The organism is Pseudomonas sp. P7758 (genome assembly GCF_013386485.1).
In the GTDB taxonomy this organism is placed as follows: domain Bacteria; phylum Pseudomonadota; class Gammaproteobacteria; order Pseudomonadales; family Pseudomonadaceae; genus Aquipseudomonas.
Genome location: NZ_JACARS010000005.1, coordinates 59,779 through 80,258 on the forward strand (window position 1 = coordinate 59,779; position 20,480 = coordinate 80,258).

Annotated in this window: 13 protein-coding genes; 7 read left to right on the forward strand and 6 right to left on the reverse strand. The window is 61.0% G+C overall.

All coding sequences use genetic code 11. The features are described 5' to 3' along the window. Positions 1 to 23: 23 nt before the first annotated feature. Together HX873_RS00800 and putP are read left to right on the forward strand one after the other, a co-directional pair. On the forward strand, positions 24 to 314 hold the full coding sequence (locus HX873_RS00800) for a hypothetical protein (RefSeq protein WP_158244062.1): 291 nt from the start codon (positions 24 to 26) through the stop codon (positions 312 to 314). 138 nt (positions 315 to 452) lie between these two features. Continuing rightward, positions 453 to 1,937 carry a sodium/proline symporter PutP gene (putP, locus tag HX873_RS00805; RefSeq protein WP_003209422.1) on the forward strand — a complete coding sequence of 495 codons (1,485 nt, stop codon included), beginning with the start codon at positions 453 to 455 and terminating at the stop codon, positions 1,935 to 1,937. Between the two features lie 268 nt (positions 1,938 to 2,205). Here putP and HX873_RS00810 read toward each other — a convergent pair whose 3' ends face one another. Next, entirely contained in the window at positions 2,206 to 2,700 is a 495-nt protein-coding gene (locus HX873_RS00810) for a DUF2165 family protein (RefSeq protein WP_177080409.1), read from the reverse strand. A gap of 188 nt (positions 2,701 to 2,888) precedes the next feature. Between HX873_RS00810 and HX873_RS00815 the strand changes: the two genes are divergently transcribed. Both HX873_RS00815 and HX873_RS00820 read left to right on the forward strand, forming a co-directional pair. Further along, a complete protein-coding gene (locus tag HX873_RS00815; RefSeq protein ID WP_177122250.1) occupies positions 2,889 to 4,922 on the forward strand; it encodes a type VI secretion system tip protein VgrG in 2,034 nt (677 codons plus the stop codon). Next, positions 4,919 to 5,632 carry a DUF4123 domain-containing protein gene (locus HX873_RS00820; RefSeq protein ID WP_177122251.1) on the forward strand — a complete coding sequence of 238 codons (714 nt, stop codon included), beginning with the start codon at positions 4,919 to 4,921 and terminating at the stop codon, positions 5,630 to 5,632. The genes HX873_RS00815 and HX873_RS00820 overlap by 4 nt, the downstream gene beginning before the upstream one ends. Here the strand turns inward: HX873_RS00820 and HX873_RS00825 are convergent. Then, positions 5,618 to 6,895, reverse strand: coding sequence for an O-acetylhomoserine aminocarboxypropyltransferase/cysteine synthase family protein (locus tag HX873_RS00825; protein WP_177122252.1), 1,278 nt, complete (start codon positions 6,893 to 6,895; stop codon positions 5,618 to 5,620). The two genes, HX873_RS00820 and HX873_RS00825, sit on opposite strands and share 15 nt — an antisense overlap. Positions 6,896 to 7,069: 174 nt before the next feature. On the opposite strand from HX873_RS00825, the gene HX873_RS00830 reads away from it, so the two are divergent. Next, positions 7,070 to 7,906 (forward strand): 23S rRNA (adenine(2030)-N(6))-methyltransferase RlmJ, encoded by an 837-nt coding sequence (locus HX873_RS00830; RefSeq protein WP_003209435.1) that lies wholly within the window; start codon positions 7,070 to 7,072, stop codon positions 7,904 to 7,906. A 123-nt stretch (positions 7,907 to 8,029) separates the two neighbouring features. Here HX873_RS00830 and msrA read toward each other — a convergent pair whose 3' ends face one another. From msrA to aceE, 4 genes are all read right to left on the reverse strand, one after another. Beyond that, complete coding sequence (msrA, locus tag HX873_RS00835) at positions 8,030 to 8,677, reverse strand: peptide-methionine (S)-S-oxide reductase MsrA (protein ID WP_003209436.1); 648 nt, start codon at positions 8,675 to 8,677, stop codon at positions 8,030 to 8,032. A 74-nt stretch (positions 8,678 to 8,751) separates the two neighbouring features. Next, positions 8,752 to 11,442, reverse strand: a complete 2,691-nt coding sequence (locus tag HX873_RS00840) for a bifunctional diguanylate cyclase/phosphodiesterase (RefSeq protein ID WP_177036449.1) — start codon at positions 11,440 to 11,442, stop codon at positions 8,752 to 8,754. 315 nt (positions 11,443 to 11,757) lie between these two features. Then, positions 11,758 to 13,410 (reverse strand): dihydrolipoyllysine-residue acetyltransferase, encoded by a 1,653-nt coding sequence (aceF, locus tag HX873_RS00845; protein WP_177122253.1) that lies wholly within the window; start codon positions 13,408 to 13,410, stop codon positions 11,758 to 11,760. An 11-nt stretch (positions 13,411 to 13,421) separates the two neighbouring features. Further along, entirely contained in the window at positions 13,422 to 16,067 is a 2,646-nt protein-coding gene (aceE, locus tag HX873_RS00850) for a pyruvate dehydrogenase (acetyl-transferring), homodimeric type (protein WP_003209439.1), read from the reverse strand. A gap of 383 nt (positions 16,068 to 16,450) precedes the next feature. Here aceE and glnE point away from each other — a divergent pair, with 383 nt between their 5' ends. Together glnE and waaF are read left to right on the forward strand one after the other, a co-directional pair. Next, the gene (gene glnE, locus HX873_RS00855; protein ID WP_032899861.1) at positions 16,451 to 19,390 is read left to right on the forward strand and encodes a bifunctional [glutamate--ammonia ligase]-adenylyl-L-tyrosine phosphorylase/[glutamate--ammonia-ligase] adenylyltransferase; all 2,940 of its coding nucleotides are present in this window, start codon (positions 16,451 to 16,453) and stop codon (positions 19,388 to 19,390) included. Positions 19,391 to 19,445: 55 nt separating this feature from the next. Then, positions 19,446 to 20,480, forward strand: a complete 1,035-nt coding sequence (gene waaF / locus HX873_RS00860) for a lipopolysaccharide heptosyltransferase II (protein WP_177122254.1) — start codon at positions 19,446 to 19,448, stop codon at positions 20,478 to 20,480.

Genomic DNA, 20,480 nt, shown 5'->3' on the forward strand with positions numbered 1-20,480 from the left:
ATCCTCATGGGTGCCACTACTGCGTGGCATCAGCTGGCGGCAAGATTAGCTTTGCGCCGAGAGAGGTGCAACCGGGTGCAACCCTTTTTATCCATGAATTTTTTGATGCTGATCGGGAAAAATTATCGTCACAGCCGAATCGGCTGCGCCTTGGTGCATTTGCTTCTGACTTTGGCTGCTCTTGCTCCGAAAAGGAGCAAAAACACGGTGTTTTCCACAAAAAACATCGAGGTGCAACTTATTCTCAAGAAACTGGTTGCACCTTATTTGCTTTGTTGAATAGCATTCGCGCCCAAGGTGCAACCTCTTACTGACGGTTCATCGGCTGATGGCTTTCCTGGGGAAACGTCAGTCATAAATGCGCGGCGCCAGGCTTCGTCTATCCACTAGCAAAGTGGATGGCCGTCCGGACAGACCGCCGCTACATAAAAACAAAGCCAGGGCGTAACTCAATGAGCGTAAGTAATCCTACCCTGATCACATTTGTGATCTATATCGCTGCCATGGTGCTGATCGGCTTCATGGCCTATCGCTCCACCAACAACCTTTCCGACTACATCCTCGGCGGTCGCAGCCTCGGCAGCGTGGTTACCGCGCTTTCGGCCGGTGCCTCGGACATGAGCGGCTGGTTGCTGATGGGCTTGCCCGGCGCGATCTACATGTCTGGCCTGTCGGAAAGCTGGATTGCCATCGGCCTGATCGTCGGTGCCTACCTGAACTGGCTGTTTGTAGCCGGCCGCCTGCGGGTGCAGACCGAGCACAACGGCGACGCCCTGACCCTGCCGGATTACTTCTCCAGCCGTTTCGAAGATAAAAGCGGCCTGCTGCGAATCATCTCTGCGGTGGTGATCCTGGTGTTCTTCACCATCTACTGCGCTTCCGGCATCGTGGCTGGCGCCCGTCTGTTTGAAAGCACCTTCGGCATGTCTTACGAGACCGCGCTGTGGGCGGGTGCTGCCGCGACCATTGCCTACACCTTCGTCGGTGGTTTCCTGGCCGTGAGCTGGACCGACACCGTGCAAGCCACGCTGATGATCTTCGCCTTGTTGCTGACCCCGATCATCGTGCTGCTGGCCACCGGTGGCGTCGACACCACCTTCCTGGCGATCGAAGCGCAGAACCCTGACAACTTCAACATGCTGAAAAACACCACCTTCATCGGCATCATTTCGCTGATGGGCTGGGGCCTGGGTTACTTCGGCCAGCCGCACATCCTCGCGCGTTTCATGGCGGCGGATTCGGTGAAATCTATTGCCAACGCACGTCGCATCTCCATGACCTGGATGATCCTGTGCCTGGGCGGCACCGTGGCGGTGGGCTTCTTCGGTATCGCCTACTTCTCGGCGCACCCGGAAGTCGCCGGTCCCGTGACCGAGAACCACGAGCGTGTGTTCATCGAGCTGGCCAAGCTGCTCTTCAACCCATGGATTGCCGGTGTGCTGCTGTCGGCCATCCTGGCGGCGGTAATGAGCACCCTGAGCTGCCAGTTGCTGGTGTGCTCCAGTGCCCTCACCGAAGACTTCTACAAAACCTTCCTGCGTAAAAACGCCTCCCAGGTCGAGCTGGTATGGGTCGGTCGCGCCATGGTGCTGTTGGTGGCGCTGATTGCCATCGCCATGGCCGCCAACCCGGAAAACCGCGTACTGGGCCTGGTGAGCTACGCCTGGGCCGGTTTCGGTGCTGCGTTCGGTCCTGTGGTACTGATCTCCGTACTGTGGAAAGGCATGACGCGTAATGGCGCATTGGCCGGCATCCTGGTGGGTGCGATCACCGTGATCGTGTGGAAGCACTTCAGCCTGTTTGGCCTGTACGAAATCATCCCGGGCTTCATCTTCGCCAGCCTGGCGATCTACTTCGTGAGCAAGCTGGGCGCTCCGACGGCTGGCATGCTTCAGCGGTTTGACGCAGCCGAGGCGGATTACAACCTCAACAAGTAATCGGCGGGGGCTTGAATGCCCGCTGAAGTGAAAACGGCCCGCATCTTTTGGATGACGGGCCGTTTTTTTGCCTTCCAGATCTCGCAGTGTTGTTTTCACAGATTCAGATGATCACTGAAGTAAACGGCCAATTTAAGGGCTCGCCTGGTGGCTGTGAGCGTTGAATGTGAGGCGGTTTTTATACTTTGGGAAAAGGGCTACAAACTACCGTCAGCTATCTGACAGTAGTTTGTGAAAGGGCATCCACCGATTTTGAATTCGTGGTTTTTCAGTCGTGGTCAGTGTCCGGCTGGTTGAGAAAAATCAGCACACCCAGGATCGCCATATAGAACTTGAACGCCGCTTCCTGGCCGTTCCACTGATGGGATTGCCACATCAGGAACCACTCGCCGCCGATCACCATAAAGCCGAAGAACCACACCACGAAACCCAGGGTCAGCCCGACGATTGCGCTTTTCTTGGCGCGATTGAAGTCGATACCTGTGGCACGACGAGCCCGCCACAAGGCCAGTGCTCCACGCGCCAGCAGCACGGCCGTCAGGGCTTCACCGGCGATGATCAGCCAATATGCACCGTGCCACAGCCATGGGGTGGTGATGGCGCGATACATCGCGGCGTTGCCGGGGAAGGTGGTGTCCATGCTCAGCACATGTTTGACGAAGGCAAAGTTGGAGCCGTAGTCGGTGATGTTGCTGAAGGCCACGAGTGTGGCGAAGGCTGCCAGGGCAAGGGTCAGGACGATTTTTGCGTAGCGGTTGGCCATGTTTTTTCCATTGTCATGGGGCGACGGGGGACGAATACGCTAGCACGCTGGTGGTAGGGCTTCGATGCCTGATACATGAAGATTAAAGCGCCTGCGATGTAGGGATTTACTGATTTGCCTGCAGCGCACTCAGCTCGGCAAACAGCTGGTGCAGAATCGGCCACCCACTACTCGCAGAGAAACACCGGATGTTCGCTCCTGCCAATCAAAGTGCCTTTAGCCTGACCCTCGACGGTGTGCCAAGTGTTCTCAAGGTGCGTGAGTTCACTGGCGATGAATTCATCAGCCTGCCCTATCGTTTTGACCTTGAACTGGTCAGCGAGCAACCCGACCTTGACCTGGAAAGCTTGATGCATCGCCAGGCGTTCCTGGGGTTTGATGCGCATGGCCATGGTATTCATGGCCAAGTTTATCGGGTGGCGCAAGGCGACTCGGGCAAGCGCCTGACGCGTTATCAGATCACGCTGGTTCCGCGGTTGGCTTATCTTGAGCACAGCGCTCACCAGCGGATTTTCCAGAACCGGACGGTGCCGCAGATCATTGCACTGGTGCTGGAAGGGCAGGGTATCCAGGCGGATGCCTTCTCGTTTCAACTGAGCGGGGTGTACCCCGAGCGTGAGTACTGCGTTCAGTTTGGCGAAACCGATCTGGCGTTCATCCAGCGCTTGTGCGCCGAGTCGGGCATTCACTACCACTTCCAGCATCACCCCGAGCGCCACCTTTTGGTGTTCGGCGATGACCAGAGCGTGTTCGCCCAGCCTGAGCAAGCCACTCAATACGCGGCGGGTTCGGGGATGGTTGCCGACACGCCGGTGATCAAGCGTTTTACCCTGCGGTTGAAGACCCGTACCACCGATGTGAATCTGCGGGACTACGACTTCAGAAAGCCACGCCTGAGCTTGGAAAGCACGGCGTCCGGCGGCCAGCGTCCCATGCTGGAGGAACAGTGTTATCCCGGGAATTTTACGGATCGCGCTCATGGTAAATACCTGGCGCAACGTAGGTTGGAGCGCCATCGCGGTGACTTTCGCCAGGCCAGTGGCCATAGCGACCAGCCGTCCCTGGTCAGCGGGCAGTTCCTGAGGATGGGAGGGCATCCTCGCCAGGAATGGAATGATTTGTGGCTGGTCACCCAGGTGACGCATGCAGGGCGCCAGCCTCAGGTGCTGGAGGAGTCGACCATCGACGCCTCAGGTGATGAATCGGCTCAGGGCTACAGCAATCACTTTGTCGTAACGCCATGGGAGGTGCCGTTTCGAACACCGCTGCTGGTATCGCGACCGCCGGTGTCTGGCTATCAAAACGCCGTGGTTACAGGGCCGGCAGGCAGCGAGATCCATTGTGACGAGTATGGCCGGGTCAAGGTGCAGATGGCCTGGGATCGCGCCGGGGAGCACGACGAACATTCCAGTTGCTGGCTGCGGGTGGCCAGTGGCTGGGCCCATGAGCACTACGGCTCGGTGTTGATCCCGCGGGTGGGCATGGAGGTGCTGGTGGGTTTCGTCGACGGCGACGCCGACACGCCGCTGGTGGTCGGTTGCCTGGCCAATGCCGCCACGCCGGTGCCGCTGGACCTGCCAGCCGACAAGACCCGCAGCATCTTCCGTAGCCAGACCAGCCCCGGCGGCGGTGGCTACAACGAGCTGCGCATCGAGGACCGCAAGGGTGCCGAGGAAATCTACCTGCGCGCCCAGCGCAACTGGACCCAGCATGTACTGCACGACCAGCACGTGCAGGTCGACAACCAGCGCGACGTGATCGTTAAAGGCCTTGATCGTCAAGAGCTTCAGGGCGAAGAACAGCGCACCACCCACGGCAACCGCCTGACCGAACTCAAGCAGGACGATCACCTGATGGTCGCGGGTTCCCAGCAGGTACGTGCCGGGTTGACCATTCACATCGGTGCCGGGCAAAACGTCGTTATTGATGCGGGTGCCAGCGTGACCCTCCAGGCCGGTGGGCAGTGGATCAACGTTTCGGCGGGCGGGATTTTCAGCAGCACGCAAATCCAGCTTGGCGGCTCCCCGGCACCGGTGGGAGCGCCGCTGACGCCGGGGCTGCAGGAAAAGTTGCTGGCGGTAATACCTGCACCGTTGAGTGCCGTCCAGGTGTCAAGCCTGAAGCGCAGCGCACCCTTTTGCGAAGAGTGCGAGCGCTGCAGGAATGGCGTGTGCAATACGCCCCTGCATCGCAATACATCACTGCCCGGTGGTGCGCCATGATTTCTCCCGGGCAGTGGCTTGAGGCTGCGCCGTTGCAGGCGGGCGAGCAGTTGTTTGCGGTGATGGGCAATGCCAGCGACTGCAAGCCGCTCGATGCGTGGCGGCGTACCGACGGACGTGCACTTAGCCCCATCTGGGCGGGCAGCGAGTATGCAGCGTGGGAGGAGGTCATGCCCTACGTCGCGGTGGTCGCCGTGGACAGCGCTTTTCTGAAATGGGCCGCCGAATGCGAAGGTATCGACTGGGGTTGGCTGGCGGTGTCGTCCTGTTCCTTGCACACCGTCGTCGAGCATCTGCGCAGCCTGACCAAGGTACTGTTGCCGGAAGGGCCGGCGGTGTTCTTTCGCTTCTGGGACGGTGCTTATGTCCTGCCTGTGTTGCAGGCGCTGGGGCCACAGGCAAAGGAGTTGCTCCCGGTGTTCAGTCGCTACTGGATCAATGGTCGCCAGCATGAGGTAGCGGTTACGGCAGCGGGAGCGGCAAAGCCCGGCCCATGGTGGCAAGTGCCGCCGCATGTTCTCCAGCGCCTGGGTGAGCAAACGAGCGTTACGCAGGTGGACAACCTGTTGCAATGGCTGGAAGAACAGCGCCCGGACCTGTACAGCGCCTTTGTGCCGGCGACCTTGAAGCACAAGGTCGCCTGCTTCGTGCGCCGGCCGGATGTCAGCCATCAGGCGCTGGCCGCCTGGCTGGCCTCAGAGCTGGGTTGAGGCCAGCGACTGCTGCAAGTCTTCGATCAGGTCCTCAATCGCCTCAATGCCGACAGACAGGCGAATCATCTCCGGCTTCACCCCGGCCTTCGCCTGCTCCTGTTCATTCATCTGGCGATGGGTGGTGGACGCCGGGTGGCAGGCCAGGGACTTGGCATCGCCAATGTTCACCAGGCGCTTGAAGATCTGCAGCGAATCGTAGAAACGCACGCCCGCCTCATAACCACCCTTCAGGCCGAAGGACAGAATCGCCGACGGTTTGCCCTGCATGTATTTCTGCGCCAAATGATGGTGGGGGTGATCCGGCAGGCCGGCGTAGCTGACCCACTCCACCAGTGCGTGGTCTTGCAGGAAGTGGGCAATCTTCAAGGCGTTTTCGGTGTGGCGCTCCATGCGCAGGGCCAGGGTTTCCAGGCCTTGCAGCAGCAGGAATGCATTCATCGGCGCCAGGGCCGCGCCGGTGTTGCGCAGCGGCACGGTACGGGCGCGGGCAATGAACGCCGCCGGGCCGAATTTTTCGCTGTAGACCACACCGTGATAGGCCGGCTCCGGCTGGTTGAGGCCGGGGAATTTCTCCGGGTACTGGGTCCAGGGAAAGGTGCCGCTGTCGACGATCACGCCACCCAGCGAGTTGCCGTGGCCGCCCACGTATTTGGTCACCGAATGCACGACGATGTCTGCGCCGAACTGGATCGGCTTGCACAGGATTGGCGTGGCCACGGTGTTGTCCACCATCAGCGGCACGCCACGGGCGTGGGCGACGTTGGCCAGGGCTTCGATATCGATGATATTGCCTGCCGGGTTGCCGATGCTCTCGCAGTACACCAGTTTGGTGTTGTCATCGATCAGCTCGGCGATGGCTTCGGCGGAGTCGTCACGGGCGAAGCGCACGTCAACGCCGAAGCTCGGCAGCAAGTGGGCGAACAGGGTGTAGGTGCCACCGTACAGCTGCGGGGTGGTGACGATGTTGTCACCGGCACGGGTCAGGGTCTGGATCGCGTAGTGGATCGCCGCGCTGCCGGCCGACACCGCCAGGGCTGCGATGCCGCCTTCGAGTGCTGCGATGCGTTGCTCCAGCACGTCGTTGGTGGGGTTCATGATGCGCGTGTAGATATTGCCGGGCACGTCGAGGTTGAACAGGTCGGCGCCGTGCTGGGCGTTATCGAATTCGAAAGCGACGTTCTGGTAGATCGGCACGGCGACGGCCTTGGTAGTCGGGTCCGACTTGAAGCCATGGTGCAAAGCGATGGTGGCGTCTTTCATGAGTTGTTATGACCTCCATGGATAATTGCTCGCCACAATAAATCCGCTTTCGCACCGCCAATTAGACTATTTTCGGCAGCGCCCCTGTGTTTGCGGCATAAGCGCCACCTGACGCGCAGCCCTGCACCTTTGCCTGCGTAAAAGGTAAACTTCGCCCCCTGCGCAGGAGCAACCATGAATTATCGTCACGCCTATCACGCCGGCAACCACGCCGATGTCTTCAAACACCTGACCTTGACCCGCCTCATCGCCCTGATGTCGCGCAAGGAGCAGCCGTTTGCCTATCTCGACACCCACGCCGGCATTGGTCTGTACGACCTGCAGGGCGACCAGGCGAACCGTACCGGTGAATACCTGGAAGGCATCGCCCGCCTGTGGGGCCAGGCCGACCTGCCGCCGCTGACCGCCGATTACATGCGTGTGCTGCACGAGATGAACCCGGATGGCGAATTGCGCTACTACCCGGGTTCGCCGGAGCTGGCGCGACGCCTGACTCGTCCTCAGGACCGCGTGCTGCTCAACGAAAAGCACCCGGAAGACGGCCTGCTGCTCAAGGACAACATGAAGGGTGATCGTCGGGTGAAAGTCCACCTTGGCGAAGGTTGGCACGTGCCGCGGGCATTGCTGCCGGTGCCGGAAAAGCGTGCGTTGATGTTGATAGACCCGCCGTTCGAGAAGCTCGACGAGATGCAGCGCTGCGCCGCGTCCCTCAAGGAAGCCGTGAGCCGGATGCGCCAGACAGTGGCTGCGATCTGGTACCCGGTGAAGGACCAGCGCATGCTGCGCCGCTTCTACCAGGACCTGGCCGGTACCGGTGCGCCGAAGTTGCTGCGGGTGGAATTGCTGGTGCATCCGCTGGACACGCCCAACACCCTGACCGGTTCGGGTCTGGCGATTGCCAATCCGCCGTGGGGGCTGGAGGAGGAGTTGCGTGAGCTGCTGCCGTGGTTGTCCAAGCAGCTTGGGCAAACCCAGGGTGGCTGGCAGATGGATTGGCTTATCGCCGAGTAACTGATCGTTCCCACGCTCTGCGTGGGAACGCATCCTGTGACGCTCTGCGTCACGAATTTCAGAGCGGACGCGGAGCGCCCAGAGCGGCATTCCCACGCAGAGCGTGGGAACGATCTGGTGCAATCAGATCGGGCAGGTCACGCCGGTGCCGCCGATTCCGCAGTAACCCTGCGGATTCTTCGCCAGGTACTGCTGGTGGTACGCCTCGGCGAAATACACCGTCGGCGCTTCTTCGATTTCGGTGGTAATGGTGCCCAGGCCCGCCTTGGTCAACTCCGCCTGATAAGCCTCTGCGCTGGCCTTCGCCGCCTCCAGGTGCTCCGGCTTGACCGCGTAGATAACCGAACGATACTGGCTGCCGATGTCATTGCCCTGGCGCATGCCCTGGGTCGGGTTGTGCAGTTCCCAGAACATTTTCAGCAGCTCTTCGTAGCTGATCTTGTCCTGGTCAAACACCACCAACACCACTTCGCTGTGGCCGGTCAGGCCCGAGCAGACTTCTTCATACGTCGGGTTCGGCGTGTAGCCGCCGGCATAGCCCACTACCGTGCTGACTACACCGTCACGCTGCCAGAAACGACGCTCTGCACCCCAGAAGCAACCCAGGCCGAAGATCGCAAACTCTACGTTGTCGACAAAGGGGCCCAGCAGCGGGTTGCCGTTGACGAAGTGCGTCTCGGGCAGCGACATCGGGGTTTCACGGCCAGGCAAAGCTTGTTCTTGAGTGGGAAGCACGTTTTTATTCACCAGGATTTCCGAGCGCAAGACCATGATCAGTCCTCTCAGTCAGATTGAGTTACAAGTAAGAATTCAGACTGCCAGTGTGCCCGAGTGTTACCGCGCTGTCAGGCGATTGGCCCGCGAGGATAGCGTTTAAGCATCGTCAGCAGCTCGGCCCCCGGGATTGGCCGGTCGAACAGGTAGCCCTGGCCGACGTCGCAACGGTGGCGGCGCAGGAACGCCAGCTGCTCGGCGGTCTCGATGCCTTCGGCCACCACCTTGAGCTTGAGGTTGTGGGCCATGGCGATCACCGCCGAGGTGATTTCCATGTCGTCCTGGTTGTCCGGGATTTCATGGATGAAGCTGCGATCAATCTTGATGATGTCGATCGGGAATTTTTTCAGGTAGCTCAGCGACGAGTAACCGGTACCGAAGTCATCCATCGCCAGGGTCAAGCCGAAACTCTTCAGTTGGTCCAGTTGCAGGCGCGTGTCTTCGGTGGCTTCCAGCAGCAGGCCTTCGGTCAACTCCAGTTCCAGCAGGTTGGCCGGCAACTGTTCTTCCTTGAGGATCGTGGCAATCGAGGCCACCAGGTCCGGGTCGGAAAACTGCTTGGGCGACAGGTTGATCGCCACTTGCAGGTTGCCCATGCCGGCGGCTGTCAGCTGTCGGCTCATGCGGCAGGCCTGGCGGGCGATCCATTTGCCGATGGGGATGATCAGCCCAGTCTCTTCAGCCACGCTGATGAATTGATCGGGGCGGATCATGCCCTTTTCCGGATGGTTCCAGCGTAACAACGCTTCCATCCCCAGCAGACGACCGCTGCGCAGGCACAGCTTGGGCTGGTAGAACACGTCCAGTTCGTTCTGGGTCAGGGCGCGGCGCAGATTGTTTTCCACGAACAGCTTGTAGCTGGCTTCGGCATTCAGCGCTTCGGTAAATACCTGCACCTGGTGTTTGCCGTTGGCCTTGGCCTTGTGCAGCGCCAGGCCGGCGTTGCGCATCAGGGTCTGCGGATCGCGGCCATGCAGCGGCGCGCAGGCGAGGCCCACGGAGCCGGTGACGCTGATCAGCTGGTTGTCGACGAACATCGGCTTGTCGAGGGTGGCCAGCAACTGGCTGGCGACCTGCTGGCCGGTTTCAAGGTCGGTATCGTCCAGCAGCACGGCAAATTCGTTACTGGCAAACCGCGCCAGGCTGCCACTGGCGGTCAGGCTGTTGCGCAGGCGCCGGGCCAGGCTGATCAGCAGCTTGTCGCCGGTCTGGTGGCCGAGGCTGTCGTTGATCCGCTTGAAGTTGTCGATGTCCACCAGCAGCAGGCTGATGGGGCTGTCGCTGTCCCGGGCAAAGCGTTCGTCCAGGTTGCGGATGAACGCCGGGCGGTTGCCCAGGTTGGTCAGGTTGTCGGTGTAGGCCAGCCGCTCGATGCGCTGCTGGGCCAGCTTGGTCTGGGTGATGTCTTCGTAGATGCCGATGTAATGGGTCAACTCACGGTTGTCGCCATAAACCTTGGAGATCGACAACTGGCCCCAGTAGGGTTCGAGGTTCTTGCGCCGGCTCTTGAACTCGCCTTGCCAACTGTTGCTCTTGGCCAGGCTTGAAGGCGCGTCGAACAGCAGCTCGCTGAGGTTCTCCAGTGCCGGCAGTTCCGACAGCTGGTGGCCGTGGACTTCTTCGGTGCTGTACTGGGTGATCGCGGTAAAGCTGGGGTTGACGTATTCCACCACGCCGTCGCAATTGACCAGCAGGAACGCATTGGCGCTTTGCTCCACGGCTCGCTGGAACAAGTGCAGGGCACTGGTGGCGGTGCGGCGGTTGTGGTTGTTGATCACCTGGGCGAACTGGTCGGCCAGCTCGCCGGCAAAGGCGATCTCGTCGGACTGCCAGACGCGGGTGCTGCCACTTTGCTCCAGGCACAACACGCCGACCACGTTGCCATCGACGCGGATGCTGGCGTCGAGCATGGCGTGGATATCCCGCGGGCGCAGGCTCTCGGCCATCTCACGCGTGCGTGGGTCGCGCATGGCGTTGGTGGCGTCGATCGCACGACTGGTTTGCAGGGCTTCCAGGTAATCCGGGAAGCCACTGGCATCGATAGACTCTGGCAGGTGGTGCTGCTGATCGGCGCGGTGATAAGCGGAAATCGGCACCAGATGCTGGTTTTCGAGGTTCCAGATGCTCGCGCAGTCGATCTGGTAGATATCGCAGGCACTGCGGGTGATCAGCTCGGCGGCTTCCTGCAGCGAGTTGTTGGTGCTGTAGCGCTGGCGGGCCAGCAGCAGGATCAATTCCTGCTGGGCGCGTACCCGCTCAAGGTGTTGCAGTTGTTCCTGCTGGGCGCGCTGGTTGAGTTCCAGGGCAATCTGCAAGCGGCTGTTCTGGCTCTCCAGGTCTGCCGCAGGGGCTGGTGGGAGATCACTGAACAGGCCGTCGACCACCATCAGGTAGCCGCGCAGCAGGTGACGATTGTGTTGTTTGTAGGCTTCACCCAGTTCCAGCAGGCTCAATGGGCCGTCGTTGGTGTGCAGGGTGTAGCGCACCAGGTAATGCGGGCTGATGGTCAGCTGTTCCTGGATCGCATCATGTAGCTGATAGCGCGCCTGGGGCTCCATCAGGCTGGCGTAGGGCGAGCCGATCAGGGCGCACAGTTCCATCGCGGGCAGGCCGAACTGGCGTTCGCAATTGGGGTCGAGGTACAGCAGGGCCCAGCTAGCCTCATTAAGCCGCTCGAAACGCAGCATACCGAGGCGCGAAGGCACCGGTAATTGCGTCACTACCTCGGCCGCCGTACGGGCGACATCGGGTTGGCTTTTCATGGGGAAACTCGCTTGGAAAAATGCGCATCGCGCCGGGCTCACGCCCTCTTTACTGTTGCCTGCGGCAAGGTTGCATCATGCAGCACAGGCTGACAAGAGAGGATGAAGGCTAAGTGCTATAAGTAGGTTATCGGCCAGCGAGCGGTTTTCTGCAACCGGGGTGATGGGCGGTGTACAACCTCGATTTCCGTGTCCAGGTTTTCCCTGGAAAGCAGGCAAAAAAAGCCCCGCCAATTGGCGGGGTTGAGGTACGAGCGTGGCGCTCGGAAATCGTTGAAGCCAGGTCTTCTGCATGGGCAGAAGACCTGTTGTGGCTTAAAGCAGGATGGTGCGGATGTCGTTCAGCAACTGGCTCAGGCGCTGGGTGAAGCGTGCGGCAGCCGCGCCGTTGATCACACGGTGATCGTAGGACAGCGACAGTGGCAGCATCAGCTTCGGCTGGAACGCTTTACCGTCCCACACAGGCTGGATAGTGGCCTTGGAAACACCCAGGATCGCCACTTCCGGCGCGTTGACGATTGGCGTGAAGCCAGTGCCGCCAATGTGCCCGAGGCTGGAGATGGTGAAGCACGCGCCCTGCATGTCGTCCGGGGTGAGCTTCTTGTCGCGGGCCTTGGCAGCCAGTGCAGCAGCCTCAGCGGCAAGCTGCAGCAGGCTCTTCTGGTCGACGTTCTTGATGACCGGTACCAGCAGGCCATCCGGAGTGTCGACGGCAAAGCCGATGTGCACGTACTTCTTGCGAATGATCGCCTTGCCGCTTGGCGCCAGCGAACTGTTGAAGTCCGGCAGCTCCTTGAGCAAATGTGCGCAAGCCTTGAGCAGCAGGGGCAGCACGGTCAGCTTCACGCCGGCCTTCTCGGCCACGGCTTTCTGCGCAACGCGGAATGCTTCCAGGTCGGTGATGTCGGCCTGGTCGAACTGGGTCACGTGCGGGATGTTCAGCCAGCTGGCGTGCAGGCCGGCCGCGCCGATTTGCATCAGGCGGGTCATCGGCACTTCTTCGATTTCGCCGAAGCGGCTGAAGTCGACGGTGCGGATCGGCGGAATGCCCGAGCCACCGGTAGCAGCGCCGGCAGCCGGAGCTTCCTTGGCCTTCTGCATCATGGATTTGACGTAAACCTGCACGTCTTCCTTGAGCACGCGACCGTGAGGACCGCTGGCGGTTACCGCGCTCAACTCGACGCCGAATTCACGGGCCAGTTGGCGCACGGCAGGGCCGGCATGAACCTTGGCACCGCTTGGCGCAGGTGCAGCCGCCGGAGCCGGTACGGCCTCGGCTTTTGCAGCAGGCGCAGGTGCAGGCGCGGCGGCAGCCGGTGCGGCTTCAGCCTTGGCGGCCGGAGCAGCGGCGGCTGGAGCGGCAGCAGCAGGAGCCGAAGCGCCCGCTACTTTCAGCTTGAGGATGAAGTCACCAGTGCCGACTTCGTCTTCCAGCTTCACGGCAATGCTTTCCACCACACCGGCAGCCGGCGAAGGGATTTCCATGGAGGCCTTGTCGGACTCCAGGGTGATCAGCGATTGATCAGCTTCGACGGTGTCGCCGACTTTAACCAGCAGCTCGATGATCTTGGCCTTGCCCGACGAACCGATGTCCGGAACATGAATGTCCTGAACTGTTTCGGCGGCAGGTGCAGCCGCCGGAGCCGCAGGGGCCTCGGCAGCAGCGGCAGGCTTCTCGGCGGCAGGAGCCGGGGCAGCAGCAGGAGCGGCCGCCGCAGGGGGCGCATCAGCGGCACCTTCGATTTCCAGCTCAAGCAGTTCGTCGCCTTCTTTCAGGCGGTCGCCCAGCTTCACTTTCAGGCTTTTGACCACGCCGGCCTTGGGAGCAGGGATTTCCATGCTCGCCTTGTCCGATTCCAGGGTCAGGATGCTCTGGTCGGCTTCGACGGTGTCGCCGACCTTCACAAACAGTTCAATTACTTCACCTTCACCGCTGCCGATGTCAGGTACGCGAATGAGTTCGCTCACAGAAAGTCTCCTCAGCAGTCCAGTGGGTTGCGTTTTTCCGGGTTGATCCCGAACTTGACGATAGCGTCTGCTACCACCTTGGGTTCGATTTCACCACGGTCAGCCAAGGCTTCCAGGGCTGCCAACACCACGAAGTGACGGTCGACTTCGAAGAAGTGACGCAGCTTCTTGCGGCTGTCACTACGGCCGAAACCGTCGGTGCCCAGGACTTTGAATTCCTTGGACGGTACCCACTGACGAATTTGTTCAGCAAACAGCTTCATGTAGTCGGTAGAGGCGATAACCGGACCCTTACGGCCAGCCAGGCACTCTTCGACGTAGGTGCGCGCAGGCTTCTGGCCTGGGTGCAGGCGGTTGCTGCGCTCTACGGCCAGGCCGTCGCGACGCAGTTCGTTGAAGCTGGTAACGCTCCATACGTCAGCACCGACGTTGAACTCTTCACGCAGGATTTTTGCAGCTTCACGCACTTCGCGCAGGATGGTGCCGGAGCCCATCAGTTGCACGTGGTGAGCGGCTTCCTTGGTGTCTTCTTCGAGCAGGTACATGCCCTTGATGATGCCTTCCTCGACACCGGCCGGCATGGCTGGCTGCTGGTAGGACTCGTTCATCACGGTGATGTAGTAGAAAACGTCCTGCTGCTCTTCGGTCATCTTCTTCATGCCGTCCTGGATGATCACCGCCAGCTCATAGCCGTAGGTTGGATCAAAGGTGCGGCAGTTCGGGATGGTGCCCGCCAGGATGTGGCTGTGACCGTCTTCGTGTTGCAGGCCTTCGCCGTTCAGCGTGGTCCGCCCGGCAGTACCGCCGATCAGGAAGCCACGGGTACGGCTGTCGCCTGCTGCCCAAGCCAGGTCGCCAATACGCTGGAAACCGAACATCGAGTAGAAGATGTAGAACGGCAGCATCGGCTGGTTGTGGCTGGAGTACGAAGTACCGGCAGCGATGAAGGAGCTCATGGCGCCCGCTTCGTTGATGCCTTCTTCGAGGATCTGGCCCTTCTTGTCTTCCTTGTAGAACATCACCTGGTCTTTATCGACTGGCTCGTAGAGCTGGCCGACGGAGGAGTAGATGCCCAACTGACGGAACATGCCTTCCATACCGAAGGTACGGGCTTCGTCCGGGATGATCGGCACGATACGCGAGCCGATTTCCTTGTCCTTGACCAGCTGCGCGAGGATCCGCACGAAGGCCATGGTGGTGGAGATTTCACGGTCGCCCGAGCCGTCCAGGATTGCCTTGAGGGTATCCAGTGGCGGAGTAGGGATGTTGAAGCTCTTGGCGCGGCGCTGTGGCACGAAACCGCCCAGTGCAGTGCGACGCTCGCTGAGGTAGCGGGCTTCGGCGCTGTTTGGCTCCGGCTTGAAGAACGGCAGGTTCTCCAGCTCTTCGTCCTTGACCGGGATGTCGAAGCGGTCGCGGAACAACTTCAGGCTGTCGACATCGACTTTCTTGGTGTTGTGCGCAGTGTTCTTCGCTTCGCCGGCACCGGTGCCATAACCCTTGATGGTCTTGGCCAGGATGACGGTCGGTTGTTCTTTGTGGTTGACCGCTTCGTGGTATGCCGCGTAGACCTTGTACGGGTCGTGGCCGCCACGGTTGAGTTTCCAGATCTCGTCGTCGGACAGGTCTGCAACCATTGCCTTGAGTTCAGGCGTGTTGAAGAAGTGTTCACGTACGAACGCGCCGTCTTTGGCTTTGTAGTTCTGGTACTCGCCGTCGATGACTTCGTCCATGCGGCGTTGCAGGATGCCGTCGACGTCCTTGGCCAGCAGTGGGTCCCAGAAACGGCCCCAGATGACTTTGGTCACGTTCCACTGAGCACCACGGAACACGCCTTCGAGTTCCTGGATGATCTTGCCGTTGCCGCGAACCGGGCCGTCGAGGCGCTGCAGGTTGCAGTTGATGACGAAGATCAGGTTGTCCAGCTTCTCGCGGCCAGCCAGGGAAATGGCGCCCAGGGATTCCGGCTCGTCACACTCGCCGTCGCCCAGGAAGCACCAGACTTTCTGCTTGCCTTCAGGGATGAAGCCACGGGCTTCCAGGTACTTCATGAAGCGTGCCTGGTAGATCGCCTGGATCGGGCCCAGGCCCATGGATACCGTCGGGAACTGCCAGAAATCAGGCATCAGCCAAGGGTGCGGATAGGACGAGAGGCCCTGGCCGTCGACTTCCTGGCGGAAGTTGTTCATTTGTTCTTCCGTGATGCGGCCTTCCATGAACGCACGGGCGTAGACGCCTGGCGAGGTGTGGCCCTGGAAGTAGATCAGGTCGCCGCCATGTTCTTCGGTCGGGGCCTGGAAGAAGTAGTTGAAGCCGATGTCATACAGGGTTGCGCTGGAAGCGAAGCTGGAGATGTGACCGCCCAGGTCAGAATCTTTCAAGTTCGTGCGCATTACCATCGCCATGGCGTTCCAGCGTACCAGCGAGCGAATGCGGCGTTCCATGAACAGGTCGCCAGGCATGCGTGCTTCGTGGGTTACCGGGATGGTGTTGCGATACGGCGTGGTGATGGCGTAGGGCAGTTGCGAGCCGCTGCGGGTCGCGAGTTCGCCCATACGGGTCATCAGGTAGTGAGCACGGTCTTCGCCTTCTTTGTCGAGAACCGATTCCAGGGCGTCCAGCCATTCCTGGGTTTCGACGGGATCGAGGTCTTGCATGGCTTGCTCCAGGGCGGAAAGGCTACCAGAATCGGTTGCCTGAAGTTTGCGACTGGCCTTGTGGGCAGACGACATAAATTCTTGGATGGCCGAAGGTTGCTTCGGCGTCCTGTAGTTTTACTACAAATCGTCGGCCATTTCAGCCTTTCGAATGTATATACGAGTAGTAAAACTACACAAGACTGAGCGGATTGCTCGGTCTAGCTGGCGAGCATAATCGTTATTGTTGATCTTTTGCGAACAAGAAAGGGTAGAGATTTGATGTTGACTGCCAAAAAAGAAAAATTTTCAGCTATTTCTAACCTTTGTTCGACAGTCCTTCACCGAGCGTGGTTCTTGCGTTCACAGCTACAAGCCCTTTACGCGCCGATCAAGGATAGACCATGAGCCTTCCAATGCAGGCCGAACTCCCGGCCATCCTGCTTCCATTTGCCAAGCGGGCCGAGCAGTCATTTCGTGACGCCGTGGCCGGATTGGACGGCGATAATGGCCTTTCTGAGTGGACGCCGCAACGTTGGGCTGACTTCGCCCGTGTGTGCGCCGCCAGTGATTTCGTCATTGAACAGAGTGTTCGTGACCCTTTGATGTTGCTCGAGCTGGTGGCCTGGGGCGAACTGGACCGCAGCTTTGCCCCCGGCGAGCTGTGCGGACAGATTGCAACGGCCGTGCAACAAGCCGAGACAGAAGACGAACTGGGCCGGGTTCTGCGCCGCCAGCGCACCCGCCAGCAGGTGCGGATCATCTGGCGCGACCTGACCCGACAGGCGGACCTGGTGCAAACCTGCCGCGACCTGTCGGACATGGCCGACGCCAGCATCGACCAGGCCTATCAGTGGTTGTACCAGCGCCACTGCGTATTGTTCGGCACACCCACGGGCCGTCGCAGCGGCGAACCGCAGCACATGGTCATCCTCGGCATGGGCAAGCTCGGCGCAGTGGAGCTGAACCTGTCGTCCGACATCGACCTGATCTTCGCCTACCCCGAAGGCGGCGACACGGTTGGCGTGAAGCGCTCGCTGGACAACCAGGAGTTCTTCATCCGCCTTGGTCAAAAACTGATCAAGGCCCTGGACCCGATGACCGTCGACGGCTTTGTGTTCCGGGTCGACATGCGCCTGCGACCTTACGGCTCAGCCGGGGCGCTGGTGCTCAGTTTCAACGCGCTGGAGCAGTACTACCAGGACCAGGGCCGCGACTGGGAACGCTACGCCATGATCAAGGCGCGGGTGGTGGCCGGTGACCAGGTGGCCGGTGCGCAACTGCTCGACATGCTGCGACCGTTTGTCTACCGGCGTTACCTGGACTTTTCCGCCATCGAAGCGCTGCGCACCATGAAGCAGTTGATCCAGCAGGAAGTGCGGCGCAAGGGCATGGCCGAGAACATCAAGCTGGGCTCGGGCGGCATCCGTGAAGTCGAATTTATCGCCCAGGCGTTCCAGCTGATCCACGGTGGCCGTGACCTGAGCCTGCAGCAGCGCCCACTGTTAAAAGTGCTGGGTACCCTGGAAGGCCAGGGTTACCTGCCGCCGGCGGTGGTCGCCGAGCTGCGCGATGGCTATGAATTCCTGCGCTACACCGAGCACGCGATCCAGGCGATCGCCGATCGCCAGACGCAGATGCTCCCGGATGGCACCGAAGACCAGGCGCGGATTGCCTTCATGCTGGGCTTTCCGGACTGGACCGCGTTTCATGAGCGCCTGATGTACTGGCGTGGCCGGGTGGACTGGCATTTCCGCCAGGTGATTGCCGATCCGGATGAAGAAGAGGGCGAAGAGAGCGAGTTGATGGTGGGCGGTGAGTGGTTGCCGTTGTGGGAAGAGTCCCAGGACGAGGAAGCCGCCTGCCGTCAGTTGCAGGAAGGCGGTTTTACCGACGCGCCCAAAGCCTTGAAAACCCTGGCCGGCCTGCGCAGCAGTCCGCAATTGCGTGCCATGCAGCGCCTGGGTCGCGAGCGTCTGGATGCATTTATCCCGCGCTTGCTGGCCCAGGCCGTCGAACATGCCAACCCGGACCTGGTACTGGAGCGCGTCCTGCCCTTGGTCGAAGCCGTCGCCCGGCGTTCCGCTTATCTGGTGCTGCTGACGGAAAACCCCGACGCCCTGCGTCGCCTTCTGACCCTGTGCGCCGCCAGCCCGTGGATTGCCGAGCAGATCACTCGCTTCCCGCTGCTGCTGGACGAACTGCTCAACGAAGGCCGCCTGTTCAAGCCGCCGCTGGCGCCGGAACTGGCCGCCGAATTGCGCGAGCGCCTGACGCGCATCCCCGAAGACGACCTTGAGCAGCAGATGGAAGCCCTGCGCCACTTCAAGCTGGCCCACCGCCTGCGGGTGGCCGCCTCGGAAATCGCCGGCAGCCTGCCGTTGATGAAAGTCAGCGACTACCTGACCTGGCTCGCCGAAGCCATCCTCGAACAAGTGCTGGCCCTGGCCTGGCGCCAGACGGTTGCCCGCTACGGCTCGCCGCAACGGGTGGACGGCACCTTGTGCGATCCTGGCTTCATCATTGTCGGTTATGGGAAAGTCGGCGGCATCGAATTGGGGCATGGTTCGGACCTGGACCTGGTGTTTATCCATGACGGTGACCCCCAGGCCGAAACCGACGGTGCCAAGCCGATCGATGGCGCGCAGTTCTTTACCCGGCTGGGGCAGCGAATCATTCATCTGCTGACCACCCAGACCAACTCGGGCCAGTTGTATGAAGTGGACATGCGCCTGCGGCCTTCGGGCGCATCCGGTTTGCTGGTGAGTTCCCTGGGCGCATTTGCGCGTTATCAGGAAAACGAAGCCTGGACCTGGGAGCACCAGGCGCTGGTGCGTGCGCGAGTGCTGGTAGGCAGTCAGGATGTGGGCCGTGCTTTCGAGCAGGTACGGGCGCAAGTGCTGGGCCGTGCGCAGGACCTGGACAAGCTGCGCCAGGAGGTCAGCGAGATGCGCGCCAAGATGCGCGACAACCTCGGCACCAAGTCCACGGCGGCGGGAACGGCGGCGAATGCCTTCGAACCCACGGCGTCGTTCGACCTCAAGCAGGACGCCGGAGGTATCGTCGATATTGAATTTATGGTGCAATACGCGGCTCTGGCGTGGTCTGCGCAACATCCATCGTTGCTGCGCTACACCGACAATATCCGCATTCTGGAAGGCCTGGAGCAGGTCGGGCTGATGCCCGCCGCCGATGCCCATTTGCTGCGCGAGGTGTATAAAGCCTACCGTTCCGCCGCTCACCGCCAGGCCCTGCAGAACGAGGCCGGTACGGTGGCCGGGGACCAGTTCGCTGACGAACGGCGCCAGGTGCAGCGAATCTGGCATGAACTGGGGTTAAGCTGAAACACTATATAAGGCGGGGAGGCATGAGCCTCCCCGTATCGTTTGTGGAAACTACATGAATATTCTGATCGTTGGGCCCAGTTGGGTCGGTGACATGGTGATGGCGCAGACACTGTTCCAGTGCCTCAAGCAACGTCATCCCGACTGCCAAATCGACGTGCTCGCCCCCGAGTGGAGCCGGCCGATCCTTGAGCGCATGCCCGAGGTGCGTCAGGCCTTGAGCTTCCCGCTCGGCCACGGCGCGCTGGAGCTGGCGACCCGTCGACGCATCGGCAAGTCCCTGGCCGGGCAGTACGATCAGGCGATCCTGTTGCCCAACTCGATGAAGTCGGCACTGGTGCCGTTCTTCGCCGGTATTCCCAAACGCACCGGCTGGCGTGGCGAGTTTCGCTATGGCCTTCTCAACGATGTGCGCAAGCTCGACAAGGCCCGTTACCCGCTGATGATCGAGCGCTTCATGGCCCTGGCCTACGCGCCGGGAGCCGAGTTGCCGACGCCTTATCCGCGCCCGAGCCTGCAAATCGACCCGGTCACCCGCGACGCCGCCCTGGCCAAGTTCGGCCTGGAGCTGGACCGTCCGGTGCTGGCGCTGTGCCCTGGCGCGGAGTTTGGCGAGTCCAAGCGCTGGCCTTCGGAGCATTACGCCAAGGTTGCGGAGATGAAGATTCGCGAGGGCTGGCAAGTCTGGTTGTTCGGCTCGAAAAACGATCATTCGGTGGGCGAGGATATTCGCCAGCGCCTGATCCCGGGGCTGCGCGAAGAGGCGGTCAACCTGAGCGGCGACACATCCCTGGCCGAGGCCATCGACCTGCTGTCCTGTGCCGACTCGGTGGTGTCCAACGACTCCGGCCTGATGCACGTGGCCGCGGCGCTGAACCGCCCGCTGGTGGCAGTGTATGGCTCGACGTCTCCCGGGTTTACCCCGCCGCTGGCCGACAAGGTCGAAGTGGTGCGCCTGGGCCTGGATTGCAGCCCGTGTTTTGATCGCACCTGCCGCTTCGGCCACTACAACTGCCTGCGCCAGTTGCTGCCGCAACCTGTCAGCGACGCGTTGCAGCGGTTGCAGGGCTCTGTGGTCGAGGTTCGTTAA

What these genes read in the sequence shown, in the direction of transcription:
- HX873_RS00815 (WP_177122250.1), top strand. Translation starts at nt 2,889, where the DNA reads ATGTTCGCTCCTGCCAATCAAAGTGCCTTTAGCCTGACCCTCGACGGT.
- HX873_RS00825 (WP_177122252.1), bottom strand. Translation starts at nt 6,895, where the DNA reads ATGAAAGACGCCACCATCGCTTTGCACCATGGCTTCAAGTCGGACCCG.
- HX873_RS00820 (WP_177122251.1), top strand. Translation starts at nt 4,919, where the DNA reads ATGATTTCTCCCGGGCAGTGGCTTGAGGCTGCGCCGTTGCAGGCGGGC.
- msrA (WP_003209436.1), bottom strand. Translation starts at nt 8,677, where the DNA reads ATGGTCTTGCGCTCGGAAATCCTGGTGAATAAAAACGTGCTTCCCACT.
- waaF (WP_177122254.1), top strand. Translation starts at nt 19,446, where the DNA reads ATGAATATTCTGATCGTTGGGCCCAGTTGGGTCGGTGACATGGTGATG.
- glnE (WP_032899861.1), top strand. Translation starts at nt 16,451, where the DNA reads ATGAGCCTTCCAATGCAGGCCGAACTCCCGGCCATCCTGCTTCCATTT.
- HX873_RS00810 (WP_177080409.1), bottom strand. Translation starts at nt 2,700, where the DNA reads ATGGCCAACCGCTACGCAAAAATCGTCCTGACCCTTGCCCTGGCAGCC.
- putP (WP_003209422.1), top strand. Translation starts at nt 453, where the DNA reads ATGAGCGTAAGTAATCCTACCCTGATCACATTTGTGATCTATATCGCT.
- HX873_RS00830 (WP_003209435.1), top strand. Translation starts at nt 7,070, where the DNA reads ATGAATTATCGTCACGCCTATCACGCCGGCAACCACGCCGATGTCTTC.
- HX873_RS00840 (WP_177036449.1), bottom strand. Translation starts at nt 11,442, where the DNA reads ATGAAAAGCCAACCCGATGTCGCCCGTACGGCGGCCGAGGTAGTGACG.
- aceE (WP_003209439.1), bottom strand. Translation starts at nt 16,067, where the DNA reads ATGCAAGACCTCGATCCCGTCGAAACCCAGGAATGGCTGGACGCCCTG.